Genomic DNA, 18710 nt, shown 5'->3' with positions numbered 1-18710 from the left:
GAGGACAAACAAGCTATGTCAACTTTATATGAAAAGCTTGGTGGTGCTGAAGCCGTTAAACTAGCTGTCGATAATTTTTATGATCGTGTATTGCAGGATGATCGGATCAAGCACTTCTTTGATGGCATGGATATGGTCAAACAAAAAAGCCATCAACGAGCATTTTTAACTTATGCCTTTGGGGGAGCACCTCAGTATGATGGACGGGCGATGCGTGAAGCTCACAAACATTTGGTAGAGGAGCAAGGTTTAAGAGGGGAACATTTTGATGCCATTGCTGAAAATTTAGAGCTAACACTTCAGGAGTTGGGAATTGCTGAAGAGTTGATTGCTGAAGTGATGTCAGTAGCCGGAGCTCCTCAGCATCGTAGCGATGTACTGAACCATTAAAACCTGATTTTGATTCCTCAATTTCTAGGATTTTGCTCAAACAAAAGCAAGCTTGTTTTTATTTGAGTTACCCCTGATAATATCTTAATTTTGTTACTATTAATTAACAGCGATCGCCATTTTTTTAACAATAGCGATCGCTGTTTTCAGTACAGCATCGTTGATAGAATCCCCTAGGCTTCTATAGAGGTTACTTCTACCGCATCAGCTTGGAGTGCAGCTTCTGTTTTCGGGCGGTCTAATTTGAGAACCAGAACCCCTAAAGGAGGTAAACATAAATCCAACGAATGGGAATAATTATGGAACCACCATTCATCAGTCCATTTACCACCTAAATTCCCCATATTACTGCCGCCAAATTCACCCGAATCACTATTAAATAATTCGGTATAAAATCCAGGTTCAGGCACACCAATGCGATAATGACTATGAGGTTGAGGGGTAAAATTACAGACCACAACAACAAATTCTTCAGGATCTTTTGCCCGACGAATAAACGACACCACGCTATGACGGTTATCAGTACAATCAATCCATTGAAACCCGGCTTCAGCAAAATCCTGCTCATATAATGCAGGTTCATTGCGATACAGTTGATTCAAAGATTGGAATAACCGTTTAATACCTTGGTGGGCGGGATATTGCATTAATTCCCATTCCAAAGTTCCCCAAGCATTCCACTCCTGACGCTGACCAAACTCCATTCCCATGAACAAAGTTTTCTTACCAGGGTGAGTAAACATATAGGTAAACAAACACCGGACATTAGCAAATTTTTGCCAATCATCCCCCGGCATTTTGTTGGTAATATTGCTCTTACAATGCACCACTTCATCATGGGAGAGCGCCAACATAAAGTTTTCGCTGTGGTGATACCAAATACTAAAGGTAACGTTATTTTGATGGAACTGACGGAACCAAGGGTCCATGCTGAAATAATCCAACATATCGTGCATCCATCCCATGTTCCATTTCAGGTTAAATCCTAACCCCCCCACATAAGTCGGCCAAGACACCATCGGCCAAGAGGTAGATTCTTCTGCAATGGATACAGTTCCTGGATAATAACTAAATAAAACATGGTTGGTTTGGCGTAAAAAGTCCGCCGCTTCAATATGTTCACAACCACCATATTGGTTCGCCACCCATTGACCATCGGGACGTAAATAGTTCAGATACAGCATGGAAGCGACTGCATCTACCCGAATTCCATCGATATGATATTTGTCATACCAAAATAGGGCGTTAGCCACCAGGAAATTACGAACTTCGTTACGACCATAGTTAAACACTAAGGTTCCCCATTCTTTATGTTCGCCTTTGCGGGGGTCAGCGTGTTCATACAGGTGAGTCCCGTCAAAGAAGGGTAAACCGTGTCCATCTTTAGGGAAATGTCCCGGAACCCAGTCCACAATCACCCCAATACCATTCAAATGGCATTGATCCACAAAATACATGAAATCTTCAGGACTGCCAAACCGGGACGTGGGGGCATAATATCCCGTGACTTGATATCCCCAAGACCCATCAAAAGGATGTTCAGCAATAGGTAATAATTCAATATGGGTAAACCCTAAATCCTTAACATAAGGAATTAACTGATCTGCCAGTTCCCGATAGGTTAAAAAACGACCTCCGGGATCAAGCTCAGTGGCTTGTACAGCAGTTTCAACGGTTCCATCGGGTAAGACATGAGGTTGATCGAAAGGAGCGCGGTTCCAAGAGCCTAAATGACATTCATAAACGGAAATCGGAGATTTGAGGGGATCATTATGGCGTCGTTGTTCGAGCCAATCTTGATCGTGCCATTCATAGGTATCTAAATTAGCAACAATTGAAGCGGTTTTAGGACGAACTTCTTGATAAAACCCGTAGGGATCGGTTTTTTCATAGATGTGTCCTTCCCAGTTTTTAATTTCATATTTGTAGTGTTCTCCGACTCCCAACCCAGGAATAAACAGTTCCCAAACCCCATTGCTTAACTTCCGCATTTGGTGTTTGCGTCCATCCCAATAGTTAAAATCCCCAATAATGGAAACGTTGCGCGCATTGGGAGCCCAAACCGCAAAATAGACCCCGGATACATCATTGACACTCGTTAAATGAGCGCCTAATTTTTCATAAATGCGGTGATGGTTGCCTTCGGTAAACAGGTGAATATCAAAGTCGGTAAATTGGGGAGAACGAAACGCATAAGGATCATAAACGACCCGTTCGTGTTCACCTTCTTTAATTCGCAGTTGATAGTTCGCAAGTTCGGGAATATCAATGACACACTCAAAGAAATGAGGGTTATGTACCGACTCCATCGGGTATTCCTGTCGTTGTTCGGGCAAGAGAACCCATGCCGCCTCTGCATTGGGTAAATAAGCTCGGACTGCCCACACCGTTTTACCGTCTTGTTCAATTTGGTGAGCCCCCAGCACTTCAAAGGGGTCTTGGTGGTGGTTCCAGACAATTTTGTTAACTTGATCAATCGCAATGGTCGTCATGAGTCTCTACTGCTCTACTACAAACGGGTTACTAATCGACGCTACGGTTGCTATTACTTTACATTTTTTAACAGTTTCAGAAAACCGCAAACCTGCTGCATTTTTGGGGAATTCCCATCGAATAGCAGGTTGGGAGTTGGGATTATGGTACTCGATTTTTAGATCTTTACCACAATTAAGTGTGAACTAACCACACTGACCTGGCAGTACAGTATGGGCTTGGTGACTTCTCAACCCGATGCCTTTTTATCTGAAAGCGTTTTCGTCTCTACCATGATCAGCGTTACAGTTGGGACAATCCTATTGTCTGATATCCAGAGGCAACTCATCTAGCCTGTGGATCTTTCTCATAATCAACGGCTGTAATTTTGACCTGATAATACTTATCTAATAATGCTAAAAAACTTTCGAGAAAAGGATATTTAATTTGAGGATATAGAGAATCAGAGTCGGAATACTTAATAACAATAGAAATCCTAACAATTTTAACCCCTGAATTTTTGTTCGAGATTCCCGGCTCTTATTTGGGTAGGCTATGAAAGTTGCCATGAGGTTCTAATATAAGAATTTAAGGATTTACAAGATTTAAACGAAAATCGAGAATATTTAGAGAATCCTGTAAATATTGAAAATTTTAGTAACTGACTTATTTAACCATCGGAATTGAACACTGAGTCCGATTAAAATTAGACTCTTCTCCCTCTGAAGGAATTGCTAAAACTTCTAAACGTCCATTCATTAAACTTAATAAGGTTTGATTCATTAACAACCGCATTCCTGGGGATAATGTCATTTGATTGATAGGGGTTTGATCCTTTTCTAAGGTTGATTTTAATAAATCCCAAGACTCACTCCAAGCACTAATGGGACGTTGATCTTCAACCCAAATATGAATAAATCCTGTTTCTGGAGACGGATGGACAGAAACCTTTACACTTCCCTCACTCATTTGAGCAATAGCAGTATCGACTAAACTCACTAAAACTTGTCGCAATCGGGGTAAATCGGCTAAAACATAAATATCTTCATCGGGGGGTTCAATTTTTAATCGAATACTACGATTTGCCGCCTGCATACAGGTTAAATCTTCCACTTCATCCAGGACTTTAGCTAATTGAATCTCATGAATATCCATTGTTTCTGTGCCATATTCTGTTTTAGACACAAAAATCACTTGATCTAATAATTCCACCATTTTCAAAGCAGAAGCGTGAGCGTGTTGAATAAATTCTTGCTCCTCTTCTGGACTTTCGCACAGATCCCCTAAAATCAATTGTAATGAGCCAATCATACTATTGAGAGGCGATCGCAACTCATGGGATGTCCGAGCCAAAAATCCCGCTTTAAATAAACTCATCTCCGCCGCCATTTGATAAGCGAGTTGAGTTTGTTTTAATTGATGAGAGAGGGCTTGCACCTGTTGTTCATCATTGCTCGTTGTGGCGGAGTCATCGGTGGTCAGGGACTCAGATGATTGCTTTCCTTTCCCCCCCAATAGCCGAGCTAAGACGATGCCTAACCCCAACCCCAACCCTAAATATACAAATTCGCTCCAACCCATCTGTCTAGTCTCACTCACTCTATAAAGTTAGCCCTATCAGGATCATGATATAGCAGGGAATAGTAATCAGTCATCAGTTATCAGTTATCAGTTATCAGTTGTCACGGAAGAGATGACTTAATTGAAAAAAAATTGATTTTTAACGCTATAAATTAATCGCTCCCTGTCGTAAGATTTTCCAACTATTCCCTTGCCATTTCGCTACTGTTGAAGGGATAGTGGAAGCGGTTAGGGTTGCATCACATTCTGAGGAAAACAAGGTTACAACATCGGGAAATTGAGTATTAATTTCTGCCAGTGTTAATAAGGGGGGTTGTCCTGATAAATTGGCGCTGGTGGTTGCCATCGGGCCAGTACGGGATAAAATGTGTTGAGCGATCGCACAATTGGGAACCCGGATACCAATAGTAGAGGGATCTATTGGGTTCATCGCTGGGGAAACTTTTTCAGAAGCAGGTAACACCAACGTTAACGCCCCAGGCCAATACTGTTGAGCAATTTGTTGCCAAATTAATAATTCTTCTACTGTTCCCTTCACATAGGGCCATAAGGCTTCCGGTGTAGCTCCCATTAAAATTAACGGTTTATCTTGACTGCGTTGTTTTGTCTGAAAAATCAATTCAGCTTGATCAGGACGTGTAGCTAAAGCCGGTACAGTATCGGTCGGGAAACTAACCACCCCATCACCCGAAATCGCCACATCAATTAACGCATCAATAGAAACTTGAACCATAAATCAGTTATCAGTTATCAGTGTAGAGACGTGCCATGGCACGTCTGTACCAGTTATGAGGTTTAGGACAATTATTTCAAATACGCTATAACAAAACGGTCGAATCCTGCCAAGTCAGAAATAATTTTAATCTTAGAATAGCTTCCCTGGGCCTGTAAGAGTCCTGCAACGGCTTCTCCTTGTCCGGCCATGATTTCCACAATCCAAAGGCCCCCTGAGCGCAAATAACGGGGGGCTGTTTCCACTAAATCGCGAATACAATCTAAGCCATCACCACCGCCATCTAAGGCTAAGGTAGGTTCATGGTGGGCAACTTCCGGTTGTAGGGTTGGAATCAGGTTAGAGGGGATATAAGGGGGGTTAGAGACCATTCCCGTGAGTTTTCCTTGTAAAAAATCTAGGGGTTGCCACCAGGAGCCGTGATGGAATTGAATCCGGTCAGCAAACCCTGTGGTTTCAGCATTATATTGAGCGATCGCTAAAGCTTCTAAACTCGTATCCACCCCATGAATTTCAGCACGGGGAAAAATATCTGCTAAACCTATAGCGATCGCACCGCTTCCCGTTCCCAAATCCGCCCAAATCCCATCCTGATCCAGATTTTCAGCCGCAGATTGAGCTAAATCAATGATTAACTCCGTTTCAGGACGAGGAATCAGAACCGCAGGAGACACCTTTAAGGTAAACTGACGCCAATGAGTCACCCCCACGAGATATTGAACGGGGATGCGTTCGGTGAGGCGTCGTTGCCAAAGTTGAGTTAATTCTGACCAAGGAACCTGGAGAGGAACAGAGGGTTGCTGTTTGAAGGTTTGTAAACGTAGAGTCAACCGATCCAAACCCGTTAACTCTTGGACAAACCAATGAACTTCATGAGCAGAAATTCCAAGGACGAGACATTCTGCCTTTGCGTCCTCTAACCATTGTCCCAGTTGCCACCCTGATATGGTTTCCTGTATCATCCCCAGTTCCTAAATTAATTAACGACGGGGTTGATTTTGTTTCAAATACTCTAAAGTTTCACGAGGCGGAATGAGTACAATTCGGTTTAAAAATTGATCATTATCCCGTTTTAAGGCATCTAACAACCCTTCTAAATTAACCACATCAATTTTAATACTGGAGATTAAATCAGGTTGTTGCGTTTTAAATTGAGTCAACATATTTTGGAGATCCTCTTTATTAAAGAAGATTGGAATCACCTGTTCATTCCCATTTTGAATCGTGAGGTAGCCTTGATCTGGCCCCCCCTTAGCAATAAACAACGGAACACCGTTAAACTCGTTAACTGATTGTCCATTTTCTTGGAGAACAGACTTGGCTAAATCCACCTGTTTTTGAACCGGGACATAAGCAAACTGAATGTCGTCTTGATTTCCTTGAGCTTGCTGACTCATGCGATAAACTTCACCGAGGGAAACCGTTGTGACTTGAACAGTGGAAGCCAACTGAGGATTACGAGTTTTTAAGTTATCCACAAATGCAACAGCATCATTGCGACTAATAAACACACCCGCAACGGACGCTTTTTTATTATCGGCTTGGGGTACAGTAGCGACTAAAGGAGCTCCCTGTGTATCGGTAATGGTAAATACCGGAATGGAGCGGAGTTTCTCCAGAATTTGGTTTTCGGGCAGTGCATAAGCGGGTTGAGTTCCCATAGGAAGAGAAGCAAACCAACGCAATGTCGGGTCAGGACTCAGCAAGAATGTGCTGCCCACAATTCCCAATACCGCGCCCAAACGAACAATTGATCTCATTATGTCTCCGAGTCTGAATTCAATAATTTTTTTTATTCTGGGATGTCGCTTTGACCACTGAACTCATTAAGTTTAAAGCTTAATGTCGGACAACGGTTATTTCCCTGGTTAAGTTCTACCGACGATCAGGCTGTTGTTTTTTCTCCCCAAAATTTGGCTTTAAAATTCTAGGAGAAAAGTATTTAACCTAACTCGTCGGAAGAACGCGGTTGATATTAGCCTGAGTTTAGGGAATTGAATCCTTCTTGTTCAGGGGGTATACCGTTTTGAGTCACCAACCCGCCTTTAAAGGCAAGTTAAGATTAATTAAACTACCTTAACTGAAATATTTGTAAGTTTACATTATTTTGCAAAATACCGATGGCCAACTCTTCTTTAACGGTTTAATCAAGGGCTACCCGTCAGAGGAAGAGTGCAAATGCTTTAATCTGCCCTGTTCCTCAACGCGCTATGCTTTAAGTACCATTCAACAGGTGCAACGGTTCAACCCCTAACTTGCTATGCGGCTGCAACGCCAGTTCAACGGACAAACCATTACCCTTGATACCCGCACCCCTCTAGGGAGTGGGGGAGAAGGACGCATCTATAGGGTTTTAGAAGATCCGAATTTAGTTGCCAAAATCTACCATAAACCTACTGACGAAGACGCTGATAAACTCACCGTCATGTATAACTATCCCCCCGCAACGGCGATGGTTTCCCCCGGAATGACGGCGATCGCATGGCCCATTGACCTGCTGCATACCACCGATCATAAACGGCAAATTCTGGGTTATTTAATGCCGCGCGTTAATAAAGCTACCCCTATTCATATTTTTTATACTCCTAAAAGTCGCCGCGAACAAAAACCTTTATTTAATTATTTATATCTCCATCGTACCGCCCGCAATTTAGTTGCATCTTTTGCCGATTTACATAGTAGTGGATATGTGATTGGAGATGTTAATGAATCTAATATTTTAGTTAGTGATACCGCCTTAGTTACCCTGGTTGATACCGACTCTTTCCAAGTTCGAGATCCCGATACGGGGTTGATTTATCGCTGTCCCGTCGGTAAAGCCGAATTTACCCCTCCAGAACTCCAAGGTCAAGCCTTTCGGGAGTTAAACCGCACCCCAGAACAAGATCGGTTTGGACTGGCGGTGTTAATCTTTCTGCTGTTGATGGAAGGAACACACCCGTTTTCCGGGGTTTATCAAGGAAGTGGCGACCCTCCAGCCATTGAGTCTAGGGTGAGAGCGGGTCATTTTGTCTATGGGACAAGACAGGTTCCCTATCAACCGATGCCTTTTGCACCACCGTTTGAATTATTATATCCAAAAATACGGGAATTATTTATTCAATGTTTTGAAGCCGGATTTAATAATCCTCAAGCTCGACCCGATGCTAAAACTTGGTTAATGGTATTAAAGGAAGCTGAAGCGAATTTAATTACCTGTAGTCAACAATTAGAACATCGGTATGGAAATCATTTAAAGGATTGTCCTTGGTGCGATCGCACGGAAAAATTAGGAGGGCGAGATCCCTTTCCTTCCCGTCAAGCCGTTACCCAAAAACAACATTTACAACCCCTCAAACGCAAACGCAAACGAGTCTTAAACACGAAACCCGCTCCAGTTCAGCGTCCTTTATTTTCACCGATAAATCGTTCTAGTGTTCCCTCACCAACGGCTAAAAAATCATTAGTTTTGTCCCAAATTCCTCATTTACACCTACAAAATTTATTCGGAAGTTTATTGGCAGGAATTGTGTTAGGGGGACTCTGGGGAACCTCAATTTTATCCGCAATTATTGCGCTAATTTTTGCTTTTGTAGATGGGAAACAAGGAATTTTAGGCGGTTTAATCGTAGGCGCAATGTGGGGGAGTTTTTTAGGGGTAGTTATTAGTGTGTATTTGCCTCCCCCTGGGGGAATAAATCGAGGAATTGCATTAATTTTGGGGGGATGGTCAGGGATTTTTATTGCGGCGGTCATTGCTGGATTAATCTTTGGTGTTATGGAACAGGAACCCTTGATTGGTAAAACCTTAATGTGGGGGGCTGTAATGGGCATGGTTTGGGGTGCTATTTGGCATTTATTTAAACCTCCTTTATCCCTCCCTAATATTGGGCGGTTGTGGGGAAGACGAGGTGCTTTTGTGGGAGGAGTTTGGGGGTCATATTTAGGAACATTAGGCGGAATGGGATTAGGAATTTTAGCTGTTGGGTGGCAGCAATTTGAAGCGATACAACCTAATCTTAATTCAACATCATCTTTCTCGGAAATTACCCTCAGAATCATTGCGACTACTATTGTGGCGGCGGGTGTTGGAACCATTGGGGGTACTTTAGCGGGAGGTTTATTTGGAATGTTTGGAGGGGCGCCTAGTTTACCTTTATCTCTGCATTTATCGGGACGAAGGGGGGCTTTTATTGGTGCAATTTGGGGTAATTTTTTAGGAGCAATTTCTGGCGCAGGATTAGGGCTTTTAGGAGCAACAACGTTTGCCAATGTTTTAGATACTTCGTCAACAACAGGTACAACTTCTTTATTAATAGGTTCAATTATTGTATCGGCTGGAATTGGCAGTATTTGGGGAATGATTTCGGGTTTAATTTGGGGTGCTTTTGGCAAACTTTAAGGGGTTTTGTTATCTGTTATAGACTAGGAAACAGGGAATAAGATTTGGTAGAGACGCGCCATGGCGCGTCTCTACTCAGGATTTAATAATGCTTTGAGAAACCTTTGACCAGACTGTTCTAAATCATCTTCTAAAGAAAAGGTGAGGCTTTTTAACTGGATAAAACTATTAGGAAATAGACAATTTAAAGGTTGATTTAAAGGTTTTGGATAAACTAAAATAGCATTTTGACTCTTTTTAAAAGTTGCATAAGCGATCGCTTGATAAATGTCTGAATTTGACGGTTTGGAATCAGGAATTTTATATTTAGTATCGAGAATAAAGCTTACTTTCTTTGTATTCTTATCATAAATCACTAAATCAATCTTAGACTCTATAATTTTACAAAAATCAACAATTTCTTGAGCTTTAATTTCAAAATTAGCAGGAAGATGGAACTTTAACCAAGCATAAACAAAGCGTTCATAGAGTATATCAGTTCTAACTAAAAAAGGAAACATTTGATAATTTCCGATTTGATGGGCTACTCCACAATGATCTAAAAAAAATCGACATAAACTATGTAATATCTGATAATCTTGATTTAGTCGATTATAAGATCGATCAATACAATCATCCCCCTTAAAAGGTCGTTGAGTCGCTAAACCTTGTAAGGTATGATAGGCTTTTCTAACGGTTGTTGATAGCTGTTCTGAACATAACCCACTGCGACCAATAATATATAATGTCCATAACAAGATTTGATTCTCTTCAATATCAGCCGTATACTGATTATATTCGCAATAAAGTTTAACTGTCCCCGGATGTTTAAATTGATATTGAAAATCAACTTTTCCCCGAATATAAGGTAAAAGTTCCGTATTTTTAACATAAGCTCGATAAAATCCTTTTCGGCTTTGTTCTAATATTTTTTGTGTTAAAATATCAGCTAATCGGTTATAAAATTCTGGGATAGTTTCACAGTTAACTGCTCCGTCTAGGAATTGAAAACTTTTTAAATTATAAGTATATTCCAACATCCTAAATAAATTAGCAAGGGGAACTTTAGGTTTTAGGATAATCTCAATATCAGGGGTTAAGGGAATAAAACCCACATAACTTTTAGCGGTCAGTTTATATTGTTTCTGGGTTTTAGGGGATGGATACTCAATCTCAATATATTTAGAATAATTATGATAAATGAGATCTGCGATCGCTTCTTCTAATTCCTCTAGTTTAAAGAATTTAGATTGATGTTCTATCAGTTCAATTATTTTCATCTACGTTTCACCCCAGTAGTCCCAGTCCCAGTTTAATAAATCCAGTGTAACTTCAACCTTATCCCAACGAAATTGTTTTATCTTATCCGGCGAATTATAAAAATATTCTTCTAAATAGGGTTCAATTTCCATTTCCCAAATATCTTGAAGATTATCCTTAATATTGGATACCATAAAGAATGATATCCCGATTTCATAATTCGGATCATTAATCATTTTGTTGATATCTTGAAGAACTTGAATGAGTTGATCTATCGGAGAGTTGATAAAACATTCTTCATAATAACGTTTTAAAATATTGTAATTTGGAGCAATTTTAATAAAAGCAAAACGACGACGCAACGCATGATCAACTAACGCAATAGAACGATCTGCGGTGTTCATAGTTCCAATAATTCTAACATTTTCAGGAATCTTAAAGGGTTCATTACTACCCGCTAAACAGATTTCTTGATCTCGATATTCTAATAAATACATTAATTCTCCAAACACATTTGATAAATTTGCTCGATTAATTTCATCAATAATCAAAACACAAATATCATCATAAGATGTGGCTTTTTTACAAAATTCTAAAAACCGACCAGGGACGAGATCATAAGTTAATTGTCCGTTTTCAGTCCGGGGACGTATCCCTTGAATAAAATCTTCATAACTATAGGAAGGATGAAATTGAATGATTTCTGAAAAACCATCTCTACCTCTAGTGAAATGTTCAGCTAATTTTTTAGCAATAAAGGTTTTTCCTGTTCCGGGTGGCCCTTGTAAAATAATTTTTCCTTTACGGTTAATATTGTTTACCCATCTCTGAAGTTCAGTTTCATCAATTCCTGTTTCTTCAGAACATTGATCTAAAGTATATTCAGGTTGTAAGTTTTGTTCTTCAATATCTGATTTTTTAATATCAGTTATAATTTCATTCAATGATGAGGGATAAATAGAGCTAAAATTATACATTTTAACAGCTACTAACCAATGAGAAAACATATCAAACAGATCATCATCTCGTAAAGCAGGTCTACCTGGCTGACGCATTTCGGAAGCGAGCTTTTTTATCAGTTTTATTCCTGTGTTATTAATATCGGGATAATCAATTAACTGCTGAGTATAAGAAGTTTGAGCAAAATAGTTAATAACTATTCTTGATTTCTTATTAATCAAAATAAAATGATCGGGTCGTAGTGCATTTAGAATCGGAGAAATCATCCCAGACTGAAACCCTTTAGAGTAAGGTAAATTAGAGAAATTATTGCAAGCATCAATAAGTTTATTTGGGTCATCATTACAACAGCGAACAAAATTAAGAATTGCTTGAGCAATATCAGGCCATTCTTCTGATTTTGTCCATTTTGCAGCCTCAAATTTCTTTCTAACATCTGTAGCAAGTGCAGGTGCAATATGTATCCATGCTCCTCTTTTCCGATTAGCTGGAGAATCAGTATGGGGAAGTAGTTGTAATAATATAGAATCAGTTACATCTTCTCCCGCATCAGCCGCAGCAACAATAGCTTTAAAATTTCGACAACCTTGTTGACGTTGTTGGTCGTATACTCCTATATGTCGTAAACCATCCCCAGAATAAGGATAGGAGTCTATAAATTCTGAAAATAATTCAGTAAATTGATCTTGAATATTACTCATATTTAGTTTAAATTTTATTTATTGAAGTTTGTTTTTTGTTTTTAATAGGGTTTTCTCTGCGAGATTAGTAATAACTTTAAATTCATAATCTGTAATATAACGATAACTTTGAGGGGGATTTATTGCTGGTAACTTTTTTTTAAGAGTGGTTAACTTAATGGGTTGATGAAAAATATCTTTATGCTTAAAAAAAATAGCAACACCTAATGATGCACCTTGATAATACTGTTTAAAATCTTGATGGGAAATACCAGCTTTATCTTTGACTTGTTCCCATAAATCTTTCTTGTTTTGAGGTAAATTTTTTGTAATTACCTGTTCTACTTCTAAAAAACCAACTAAAATTTGCTTAGGAGATGTAACATATACCAAAACTAAATCTCCCGCTTCAAGACGAGTACGAACTCGGCGCAGTTCTACGGTTTTTTTACCTGCTAAAATTTTATCAGCATATTCGGGCTTTATTGAAAGTAGCAATATATTATTAGGCATTATTTTTTAGTGTTTAATTGATTTCCTCGGCAATATAGTATAGCAAATTTTTCCTTGGGAACATAGTACGCAGACTGCATTGTAATTTTATTCTCTAAAATTTCTTGGACTTCAGTTAATGGGATAGGTAATTTTAAGAGTTCAGTATGACTAAATTTAATTCCCATAATTTCTTTTTCAGAATTTCCCTTAGCTACATCTAATACATCATTCCATTCATATATACCTAAATTTTTAAATCTACGAAATAGTTCTTCAGGTTTTCCTAATAAAACTTCATCAAGCCTTGACACAGCACGAATACAGCTTGTATCCTGATAGTATTCATCTTTACTCACATACCATATAATTCTTCCTGAAACTCCTGGTTTGAGAGTTTTAGGAGCCATTTTAGATTTATAATACACTGCTTCTGTATTAAGGGCAAGATCGGTTTTAACAAAGAAAGGTGACAGTTTATTATCAGATTGAAAAAATAAAGGTAACAGTTGATTAGCTAATTTATAATCAAATAAATGATGTGCCCACGTAGCCTTAATGGGTAGAATAAATGTAGGAATGTTAGCATCAATAATTTTAGCTGGAAAAATCATTTTTTCTATGTCCCACATAGTTTTTGTTTCTTTCAGATTTTCGTCATTAGATAGTAACTTTGAGATTTTAGTACAGAAATCATAATCTTTAGAAGATTGTTTAGCTATTATATTTAACTGTTGAGATAACTGGAAAGCTGTATCAGCGATCAATAGATTAGCTCTTAACAAACCGTTAGAAACTTGGTTAAAAGTAGAACTTTTTTGAATCGCTTTAGTTGTTTTTTCGGATAAGTAAGGATCGGTGATTCTTGTAAAATTTCGCCCTTCTTTAGTGCTATCAAAAATAGACTTATAAATTAAATGACTAATCATAATATTAGCAATAGGATTATCATCAAGAACTCTAATTAGAGGTATTTCTAGTTCATTTGATTTGTGTTTGCCATATACTAACAAAGCAATTTTATTATTTTTTTCTAAAATATTCCAACATTCAAACTTGTCCTTATCTGTCAAAAATCTCTTGATTTTTTGGACAAACTCTGATTTATTTTCTTGATTTTGATTTGATAAAAATATTTTTTGCAAATCTTCTTCTCCCCATTGAACAGGAACTTTTGTAATTGACATTCCTGCCATACGGATAGGTTGATACTCTGTTTTGCTCTGAATCTCATCTATTTTAAGGATTAATTCTACAGGCTCAACAATAGATACTTTAAATTGATCATAAAATTCATCTTTTATTCTTAATAATTTTGAGTTTTTAGTAACAACAATATAATTTTCAGAAGCCAAGGTTTTTTGAAGATAACGAAAATCTGATTGATCTAAATTAGCATTTTTTGTTTCTAAAATTTTTTTTAATTTATTTTGAATTTCATCTAGCTTTGAATTTATATGACTTACCTTACTAAAATTTGTATTAAAATTTCTTAATTGCTGTCTTTTCTTAGAATCAGTAATCTTATTTATTTGATTCATAATTTCATCTACCAAACATAGATCTAATTCAGGTTCTAACCAATCAGACATAAGAGATTTTGAATCTTTATTTTCTGGATTATCTTGTTCTTCCGCTATTTCAAAAAAGATTGGTGCATCTATAACAACAGATAATTTAGATTCTCTGTTGCTCACGTTTAGCATTGATAATAAATTAGGATGTCCGTAATCAAACCACCAATATGTGTTTTCTTTTCCTTTTGTTTTTGCCTCTTTATCATATTGGGGGAGGAAACCTAACTTTTGCCAAAAGTGATCTAAATTGAAGTCTCTGCGACAAGTTAAACCAATACCTTCATATTGTTTATCAGTATCAGTAATTTTTTTTAAATGGTTAACTAATTGTTCAGGTATTCCTTTTTTACGCCAATTTTCACTAATACATAAATGAATCAGCCTAATTCGCTTGTTGTCTCTTTCTTTAGTTTTATATAAAAGATAACCAATACATTCTTTTTGGGGCGAAATAGCAACAATAATAGTTTTTTTAACCGCGTGTTCAATAAATGCACCTTTCGGAAAAAACCCCAATGTTTTAGTATTGGTATCACCTAACTTGATTACAGTTTCTAAATAAGGAGATTTTTCATCAATGACTTCGATCTGAATATTATCTGTATCTTTCATCTTTGTACTGCCCTCTGATTTTTAATTGACTCTTAGCTATGGTTAGTTAAAGTTATAGTAACTAACCCTGAAAGTGTGATAACAACCAAGCACTCACTTTTCCATGATTCGTTTGACGACTACGACGAAACGCTTCCTCTAATATCGCCATTGCTAACCCTGGTAAAACTTGAGATTCTTTAATTCTATAACTTCCTTGATTTTCAACTTTAAACGCTATTATTTTAACGGCTTGTACATCAATAATCCAATATTCTTTCACCCCTAAAGATTCATAAAGTAAGCGTTTTTCCCCTTGATCATCTGCTAAAGAAGAATAGGCAACCTCTATCACCAAATCAGGGGGAGGAAACTGATCTAAATCGATAATTGTAGTTTCCCAAGGAATGATTTCTGCATTTTCACCAATATAAAAAGAAGCATCCGGTTGTGCGTCATCAAACCCTCGTTTACGGTAGGTGCAGTTATCATGAGCATCTAAATCAATATTCCGCAATGCAGCAAATAGATAAAGGGCTGCAATAATGGTGGCGTGATCACGAGAATGGGGGTTTCCTAGGGGTGACATTTCTAACCTCATGCGTCCATTAAAATAGTAACCTCTGGCTTTAGCATAGGCAGGATCATCCAATGCAGCGAGATATTCTTCCCAGGTTGCTGTTACCCAGGTATCGGTTGGGAGTTGGGTTTGAATAGGACTCATAATAATATTGTTGATCAGCGATCGCTTTTATTTTAACAAATTTAAACAGGACTAACTGAGCGTTCCTGCATCAATTTTTCCACGTCTTCTAAAGGAGTTTGTAATAATACAACATCCCCCTCTTTTAAGTTAAAGGGTTTATTGACCGATTTATAAAGGTTTCCTTGTCGTCTAATGGCAATAATTCCGGTTGAATTATCGGTTAACTCTTCAGGTGTTAATGATAAACCCACTAAAGGGGAAGTTTCCTCCAAAGGAACCCAACGAATTTTATCTCGGCTTAACCATGATGCTTGACCCATTAAGGTTTTAAATAGATCAATTTCATCCTTTGAACCGACGGCTAAAACTCTATCATTGACTTGAAATTCAGTATCCGGTGTTGGATAATTTAACCTTTCGTTTTCCCGTTCAATTTCCATAATTGTTACCCCCGTGAGATGACGAATATTTGCTTTAGCTAAGGTTAACCCCACTAAAGGAGAATCAGGGTGAATTCCCACCCAATTTGTGTTTAAATTTTCCGTTGCTTCCTGTAATGCTCTTAATTCTAAATTCGTGATTTTTTCAGGGAGAACACTACGATAACGTCCGGTACGAATTGACCGAATGACTGATTGAATAATATCTGTATCTTTTCCTAATACAGCTAATACATTAGCCCCAATTTCTAAGGCGGCTTCAAATTCCGGTTGTACGACTTCCCACGCTCCTAATTGAGTTAAAATTTCAACTTCCATATTTTCATGGGCGCGAACCACAATTTTTAAATCGGGGGCGAGAGATAACGCCCGTTGTAATAAAATTCGGGTACTGGCGGGGTCGGGAAGGGCGACAGCTAAAGCTTTAGCCCGTTCTAAATGAACTTTTTCTAAGACTAAATCTGAGTCAGCATCACCAAAAATATAGGGGATTTGTTGTAGTCTTAATTTTTGAATTGCAGCTTCACTATTTTCAATCACTAACACCGTTTGTCCTTGATTTCTTAACATATTAACTAACACCTGTCCCACCCGTCCATATCCGGCTACAACCACATGATTTTGTAAGGTTTCGGGAAGGGCGATGGCTTTCACATCTCGAAATTTCTTTAAAAAATTGCTAATTCTGGGTAACGCTGCAATTTGATCTGCTAATTGAGGCGCAGCTTTTAATAATACTGGAGTTAAGACTAATGTAATTGCTGTTGTTCCTATAATTAATAAATATTTTTTCTCTCCTAATATTCCTAAGTCTAACCCTTCTTGAGCTAAAACAAAGGAAAATTCTCCGATTTGATTTAATCCTAAACTGGCAATAATTGCGGTTTTAAAGGAATAGCCAAATCCTAAAATAATCGGAGCTACAATTAAGGCTTTTCCTAACATGACAATTAAAACTAACGAAATAATCAGTCCAAAATTATCTAAAATTACTAATGGTTCAATTAACATTCCTATCGAGATAAAAAATAGACTTGCAAAGGTATCTCGCAAGGGCAAAACTTTCGCTAATGCTTGATCAGAATAGTCAACTTCAGCAATCATTAATCCGGCAATAAACGCCCCCATTTCAATCGATAATCCTAAAGCATCGGTAAGTAATGCCACCCCTAAACATAAAGCAATTACCGATAATAAAAATAACTCTGAACTTTCCGTTGCTGCAATGGTTTTGATTAACGGGGGTACTAACCAAATTCCAGCAAAAATAGCAAAAGCAATAAAAATAACCCCTTTTAATCCTGCTTGTAATAGAGCTATTCCTAACGCCGATCCTGGTTGACTTAAGGCGGGAAGAATTGCTAACATTAACCCTAATGCCAAGTCTTGAGCAATTAAAATTGCTAACATGACTTGACCATGAGTGGTATTGGTTTCTCCCCGTTCTGTTAACGTTTTAAGAACAACTGCGGTAGAGGATAAAGAGAGTAAAAACCCTAAAAATATGCCTTCGATGGGTGTCTTTGCCCATCCGAATATTAAGGATATGAGTGCAATTGCAGCCGTTGTTAAACCAATTTGTAATAAACTTCCTTTTAAGGCAATATCTTTAACTCGTTTCAGTTCAGCAATAGAAAATTCTACGCCTAGAGCAAATAATAAAAAAGCGACACCCACTTCAGCTAAAGACTGAATTTGAGGGACATCTTTAATTAACTTTAAACCAAAGGGCCCAATAATTAAACCGCTTAATAAATAACCTAACAGTACAGGTTGACGCAAACGATTGGCTAAAAACCCCCCTACGGTCGCCGACCCCAAAGCCGTGACTAAATCTAATATAAATTTTGGTTCAGTTGCCATAAGCAGTAATCAGTTAATAGAAAATGGGGAATAGGAAAGCAATTGTCAGCAGCTAACAGTTAACTTGATAACTGATAACTGATAATGCGGATACTTGATAACTGATAATGCGGATACTTGATAACTGATGATGCGGATACTTGATAACTGATTACGGTGCTAATGTACACTGTCCCTTCTGTTTTGTACTGGGGGTAAAGTTAGGAATCAAATGGTTATTCACGTCTTGTTCCTTTAACCAGCCCACATCTTCCACTTTTAGGAGGGGAGTAGTCGTTGTATCCAGAGGTTCCCCAGGGTTAGGGGGTATAACCGTTGAATCAACTTCAGGGGAGTTCCCATTCAAAGGCTGTCCATCTGTAGGATTAGGAAGGGAACAAATTTTGACTTCTATCCAAATTCCGGCTTCAGGAGTAGATTGTTTTTGTTGAACCTGAAAGACTGTTCCCGGTGGTACATTTCCTTTGAGAGCCGGTTTCCCAAATTCTTGAAGGAGAATGATCGGGGTTGAATTGGCTGTAGGAGTTCCCAGTTGAATAAAAGATTGTAATTTTAAGGTACTAATCGGAGCCGGTAAGGGAGGGGGTGTTGGAGAAGGAGAAGGG

At 38.3% G+C, this 18710-nt stretch carries 14 protein-coding genes; 2 read left to right on the top strand and 12 right to left on the bottom strand.

Going from position 1 to position 18710, the window contains the following annotated elements; all coding sequences use genetic code 11:
* The first annotated feature begins 15 nt into the window (after positions 1–15).
* Entirely contained in the window at positions 16–390 is a 375-nt protein-coding gene (locus tag IQ236_RS15770; RefSeq protein WP_193870174.1) for a group I truncated hemoglobin, read from the top strand.
* Positions 391–563: 173 nt separating this feature from the next.
* Here the strand turns inward: IQ236_RS15770 and glgB are convergent, their stop codons facing one another.
* The 5 genes from glgB to IQ236_RS15745 form a co-directional block, all read right to left on the bottom strand.
* Positions 564–2882 (bottom strand): 1,4-alpha-glucan branching enzyme, encoded by a 2319-nt coding sequence (glgB, locus tag IQ236_RS15765; RefSeq protein ID WP_193870172.1) that lies wholly within the window; start codon positions 2880–2882, stop codon positions 564–566.
* A gap of 646 nt (positions 2883–3528) precedes the next feature.
* Positions 3529–4443, bottom strand: coding sequence for a sensor histidine kinase (locus IQ236_RS15760; protein WP_193870170.1), 915 nt, complete (start codon positions 4441–4443; stop codon positions 3529–3531).
* Between the two features lie 145 nt (positions 4444–4588).
* Complete coding sequence (locus IQ236_RS15755) at positions 4589–5176, bottom strand: L-threonylcarbamoyladenylate synthase (protein ID WP_193870168.1); 588 nt, start codon at positions 5174–5176, stop codon at positions 4589–4591.
* A 71-nt stretch (positions 5177–5247) separates the two neighbouring features.
* The gene (prmC, locus tag IQ236_RS15750; protein WP_193870166.1) at positions 5248–6138 is read right to left on the bottom strand and encodes a peptide chain release factor N(5)-glutamine methyltransferase; all 891 of its coding nucleotides are present in this window, start codon (positions 6136–6138) and stop codon (positions 5248–5250) included.
* A gap of 18 nt (positions 6139–6156) precedes the next feature.
* Positions 6157–6936: a Tic22 family protein gene (locus tag IQ236_RS15745; protein WP_193870164.1), complete on the bottom strand. Its 780-nt coding sequence runs from the start codon at positions 6934–6936 to the stop codon at positions 6157–6159.
* Between the two features lie 500 nt (positions 6937–7436).
* Between IQ236_RS15745 and IQ236_RS15740 the strand changes: the two genes are divergently transcribed.
* Positions 7437–9557 (top strand): DNA-binding protein, encoded by a 2121-nt coding sequence (locus tag IQ236_RS15740; RefSeq protein WP_193870162.1) that lies wholly within the window; start codon positions 7437–7439, stop codon positions 9555–9557.
* 71 nt (positions 9558–9628) lie between these two features.
* Here IQ236_RS15740 and IQ236_RS15735 read toward each other — a convergent pair whose 3' ends face one another.
* The 7 genes from IQ236_RS15735 to IQ236_RS15705 all read right to left on the bottom strand — a co-directional run.
* Complete coding sequence (locus tag IQ236_RS15735; protein ID WP_193870160.1) at positions 9629–10816, bottom strand: McrC family protein; 1188 nt, start codon at positions 10814–10816, stop codon at positions 9629–9631.
* Positions 10817–12457 (bottom strand): McrB family protein, encoded by a 1641-nt coding sequence (locus tag IQ236_RS15730; RefSeq protein ID WP_193870158.1) that lies wholly within the window; start codon positions 12455–12457, stop codon positions 10817–10819.
* A gap of 18 nt (positions 12458–12475) precedes the next feature.
* Positions 12476–12949, bottom strand: coding sequence for an ASCH domain-containing protein (locus IQ236_RS15725; protein ID WP_193870156.1), 474 nt, complete (start codon positions 12947–12949; stop codon positions 12476–12478).
* Positions 12949–15117, bottom strand: coding sequence for a GNAT family N-acetyltransferase (locus IQ236_RS15720; protein WP_193870155.1), 2169 nt, complete (start codon positions 15115–15117; stop codon positions 12949–12951). The genes IQ236_RS15725 and IQ236_RS15720 overlap by 1 nt, the downstream gene beginning before the upstream one ends.
* Positions 15118–15178: 61 nt before the next feature.
* The gene (locus IQ236_RS15715; protein ID WP_193870153.1) at positions 15179–15820 is read right to left on the bottom strand and encodes a Uma2 family endonuclease; all 642 of its coding nucleotides are present in this window, start codon (positions 15818–15820) and stop codon (positions 15179–15181) included.
* A 41-nt stretch (positions 15821–15861) separates the two neighbouring features.
* Positions 15862–18105, bottom strand: coding sequence for a cation:proton antiporter domain-containing protein (locus IQ236_RS15710; protein WP_193870151.1), 2244 nt, complete (start codon positions 18103–18105; stop codon positions 15862–15864).
* 151 nt (positions 18106–18256) lie between these two features.
* On the bottom strand, positions 18257–18710 hold a 454-nt coding region (locus IQ236_RS15705; protein ID WP_322744197.1), incomplete at its 5' end, for a hypothetical protein.

Source organism: Planktothrix mougeotii LEGE 06226 (genome assembly GCF_015207485.1).
GTDB lineage: Bacteria > Cyanobacteriota > Cyanobacteriia > Cyanobacteriales > Microcoleaceae > Planktothrix.
This window is presented reverse-complemented; position numbering and strand designations above follow the sequence as displayed.